Raw genomic sequence first — 4,306 nt, forward strand, 5'->3', positions numbered from 1 at the left:
GGCCGCGGCTCGGACGGGTGGGGCGGTACGGGGCTGTCCATCACCGACGCAGCGTAGCTCTCCTCGGGCCCGGGCGATCACGGCTTCTCCGCAGGTCCGCCGGATGTCCCAAGATGAAAATTCCCGGCCGTGGTGAGTCCGGTTCCGGCCTCGACCCGATCACGGAACCCCCGTCGAATGACCGCTTGTGTTCCCCCGGGCGACCACGGCCCTGCCCGCGTGCACCGGTCGTCCCGGCTGCCGCGCAGGTCGGAACGGCTGCGGGCTGCGGCCGGGGCCGGTCCGAGGGGCGACACGAGGGGGGTGAGCCAGGGGTGAGTCGTCGCAGCCCGCTCAAGAGTGCGGTACCGTCCAACATCGTGAGCCCTGTACGTCGCTGTTCGCGAACCGCGTGCGGCCGTCCCGCCGTCGCGACACTGACGTACGTCTATGCCGACTCGACCGCGGTCCTCGGCCCGCTCGCCACCTATGCCGAGCCCCACTGCTACGACCTCTGCGCCGAGCACGGTGAGCGGCTCACCGCGCCGCGTGGCTGGGAAGTCGTCCGGCTCTCCGACCCCTCGGCTCCGACGCGCCCCAGCGGGGACGACCTCGAAGCGCTCGCCAACGCGGTGCGTGAGGCCGCCAGGCCCCAGGACCGGCAGCAGGGCGGCAGAGGTCCGCGGGCGGCAGACCCGGTCGAGGTCGCACGCCGTGGGCATCTCCGGGTGCTGCGTTCCCCGGACTCCTGACACACCTCGTTCCCCGGACTTCTGACACACCTCCTGTTCGCACCTCCTGTCCCGTCGGCCCCACCCGTCGCTTCCGCGGCCGGCCTGCGGCGAACCGGTCGGCGCGAACGTGTTCACCCTTCCGCTCCTCGGTACGGGCGGCACCCTCGTCCTCCTCGCCGGCCTGGTCACTGCCGTCGTGCTCCGAGTACGGGCCGGGGCCGCGGCCCGGGAGTGGGCGGCCACCGTGCACGAACTGCGCTACGCGATCCTCACCGTGACGTCCGTGCTCGCCCTCGCCTACGTCATGAACCTCTCCGGACAGGCCGCCACCATCGGCCAGTCCGTCGCCGCCGCCGAGGCGGGACTCGCCTTCCTCTCACCGGTGCTCGGCTGGTTCGGCGTCGCCGTGTCCGGCTCCGACACCTCGGCCAACGCCCTCTTCGGAGCTCTCCAGGTGTCCGCCGCACGGGAGTCCGGCCTCTCGCCCGAACTGCTCGCCGCCGCGAACAGCTCCGGCGGAGTGCTGGGCAAGATGATCTCCCCGCAGAACCTGACGATCGCCTGCGCCGCCGTCGGGCTCGCCGGACGGGAAGGGGATCTGCTGCGCAAGGTCCTGCCCTGGAGCCTCGGCCTGCTGCTGGTGATGTGCCTGGTGGTCATGGCGCAGAGCACGGCCGTGCTGGGCTGGATGCTCCCCTGACGGGCGTCCCCGGGCCGCCGGGTAGTTTGGGCGGTCCGTAAAGACCCCCAGGAGGACCGGCCGTGGTTGCTGACCTGTCGCAGCTCGTGAAGGCGTACGACGTGCGCGGAGTCGTGCCCGACCAGTGGGACGAGCCGCTCGCCGAGCTCTTCGGCGCCGCCTTCGTCCAGGTCACCGACGCGGACGCGATCGTGATCGGCCACGACATGCGGCCGTCCTCACCCGGTCTGGCCGCCGCCTTCGCCCGCGGGGCGACGGCACGCGGCGCCGATGTGACCCTCATCGGGCTCTGCTCGACGGACCAGCTGTACTACGCGTCCGGGGCGCTGGACCTGCCCGGCGCGATGTTCACCGCCTCGCACAACCCGGCGCGGTACAACGGCATCAAGCTGTGCCGCGCCGGGGCCGCGCCCGTGGGCCAGGACACCGGCCTGACCGAGATCCGCACGCTGGTCGAGCAGTGGTCGGAGCACGGTCTCCCCGCCACCGCCGCCACCCCGGGCACGGTCACCGAGCGCGACACCCTCACGGACTACGCCGCACACCTGCTGGGCCTCGTCGGCCTCTCCGGGATCCGGCCGCTCAAGGTCGTCGTGGACGCGGGCAACGGCATGGGCGGCCACACCGTCCCCACCGTCTTCGCGGGTCTTCCCCTCGACCTCGTACCCATGTACTTCGAGCTCGACGGGACCTTCCCCAACCACGAGGCCAACCCACTGGACCCGAAGAACATCACCGACCTCCAGGCCCGCGTCCTCGCCGAGGGCGCCGACCTCGGCCTCGCCTTCGACGGCGACGCGGACCGCTGCTTCGTCGTCGACGAGCGCGGCGCAGGCGTCTCCCCCTCCGCGATCACGGCTCTGGTCGCCGCCCGCGAGCTGGCCCGCAACGGCGGCAAGGGCACCGTCATCCACAACCTGATCACCTCCTGGTCGGTCCCCGAGGTCGTACGCGAGAACGGCGGGACCCCCGTCCGCACCCGCGTCGGCCACTCCTTCATCAAGGCCGAGATGGCCGAGCACGGCGCGATCTTCGGCGGCGAGCACTCCGCGCACTACTACTTCCGCGACTTCTGGAACGCCGATACGGGCATGCTCGCCGCCCTCCACGTCCTGGCAGCGCTCGGCGGCCAGGACGGCCCGCTCTCCGGACTCCTCGACCGGTACGACCGCTACGCGGGTTCCGGGGAGATCAACTCCACCGTCGCCGACCAGACGGGCCGGCTCGCCGCGGTCAGGGCGGCGTACGGCAGCCGCGAGGGCGTGCGGTTCGACGAGCTCGACGGACTCACGGTGACCGGCGACGACTGGTGGTTCAACCTGCGCGCCTCCAACACCGAGCCGCTGCTCCGGCTGAACGTCGAGGCGCGGGACGAGAAGACCATGACCGCGGTGCGTGACGAGGTCCTCGCCCTCGTGCGCGCGTGACCACCGGGCACCGCGGGCACACGCACCGCGGGGCGCCCAGGGTGCGTGGGGCGCGCGGACTGCTCGTACGGCGCGGGTTGCCCGTTCCGCGCGGGGTACCCGCGGCGTCCGTACCGCCCGCGTCGTCCGCCGCGTGCATGCCACCGACGCATGCCCCGTCGGACGGGGCCCGCCGGGCCGCGACCCTCCCGGCCCGGCGGTAGGCTGACCACGCCCCAAGCCGGGCGGATCCGCACCGGGTCCGGTCCGGATCCGCACCGCATGCCCGAAGGGACCCACCCCATGCCGCTCGAAGCCGGCCTTCTGGAGATCCTCGCCTGCCCGGCCTGCCACGCCGGGCTCGACGACCGCTCCGCGGCCGAAAGCCCCGAGCTGGTCTGCACCGGCACGGACTGCGGTCTCGCCTACCCGGTCCGGGACGGCATCCCGGTGCTCCTGGTCGACGAGGCACGCCGCCCCGCGTAACCCGCACCCTGATCAGCACGGTGATCGGAGGCCCACCACCATGCTCGACGAGTCGCTGCTCGACGCACCGGATGCCCTGGCCCGAGCCGACCGGCGAGGTCTGCTGCGCGGCGCCGCCGAGGCCGGTGCCCGCGTCCGCACCGCCGCCCGGCACGCCGCCGATGCGGGAATCGGCGCACTGGCCCCCGAAGGCCGGCCCCGCGCCGTCCTCGTCGCGGGACCCGGCACCGCCGCGTCCGGCGTCGCCGACCTGATCGGCGCCCTCGCGGGCGCCTCCGCGCCTGTCACCGCGATCCGCCCGACCGGGGTCGCGGCAGCCGCCGGAGCACTGCGCTGGACGCTGCCCGGGTGGGCAGGGTCGGTGGATCTGCTGCTCATCGCGACGGCCGACGGTTCGGAACCCGGCCTCGCGCGGCTCGCCGAGCAGGCGTACCGCCGCGGCTGCACCGTCGTCGCCGTCGCACCCGTCCGGTCCCCGCTGCGCGACGCCGTCGACGGCGTCCACGGACTCGTCGTCCCCATGGCGGCCGCCCCGTACGGCGAGTACGACGCCGAGACCTCGGCGGCGGGACCCGGCACGCTCTGGGCGCTGCTCACCCCGCTGCTCGCCCTGCTCGACCGGGTGGGCCTGATCGACGCGCCCCCGGACAAGCTGCAGAAGGTCGCCGACCGGCTCGACCGCACCGCCGAGCGCTGCGGACCCGCCATCGCCACGTACAGCAACCCGGCCAAGACCCTCGCCGCGGAGCTCGCCGACAGCCTGCCCCTCATCTGGACGGAGGGAGACGCCGCGGGCCCCGTCGGGCGCCGGTTCGCCGCCGTCCTGGCCGAGCTCGCCGGCCGCCCGGCCCTCGTGGCCGAGCTGCCGCAGGCGCTGCCCTCCCACGGAGGGCTGCTCGCCGGAGCGTTCGCCGCAGGGGCCGACCCCGACGACTTCTTCCGGGACCGGGTGGACGAGCCCGAGGCCATGCGGGCCCGGGTCGTCCACCCGGTCCCGGAAG

4 protein-coding genes and 1 pseudogene are annotated in these 4,306 nt (G+C 74.0%); all 5 read left to right on the top strand.

Going from position 1 to position 4,306, the window contains the following annotated elements:
- Positions 1 to 359 precede the first annotated feature (359 nt).
- Positions 360 to 731, top strand: a complete 372-nt coding sequence (locus BFF76_RS23605; protein ID WP_053929176.1) for a DUF3499 domain-containing protein — start codon at positions 360 to 362, stop codon at positions 729 to 731.
- 88 nt (positions 732 to 819) lie between these two features.
- A pseudogene (locus BFF76_RS23610) lies at positions 820 to 1,413 on the top strand (L-lactate permease); the annotation flags it as partial.
- A 62-nt stretch (positions 1,414 to 1,475) separates the two neighbouring features.
- The gene (locus BFF76_RS23615) at positions 1,476 to 2,840 is read left to right on the top strand and encodes a phosphomannomutase/phosphoglucomutase (RefSeq protein WP_065849011.1); all 1,365 of its coding nucleotides are present in this window, start codon (positions 1,476 to 1,478) and stop codon (positions 2,838 to 2,840) included.
- A 282-nt stretch (positions 2,841 to 3,122) separates the two neighbouring features.
- Entirely contained in the window at positions 3,123 to 3,305 is a 183-nt protein-coding gene (locus BFF76_RS23620) for a Trm112 family protein (protein ID WP_015577430.1), read from the top strand.
- Positions 3,306 to 3,345: 40 nt separating this feature from the next.
- A partial coding sequence (locus BFF76_RS23625) for an SIS domain-containing protein (RefSeq protein ID WP_065849012.1) occupies positions 3,346 to 4,306 on the top strand: 961 nt, incomplete at its 3' end.

It is taken from the genome of Streptomyces mutomycini, from assembly GCF_001700505.1.
GTDB lineage: Bacteria > Actinomycetota > Actinomycetes > Streptomycetales > Streptomycetaceae > Streptomyces > Streptomyces mutomycini.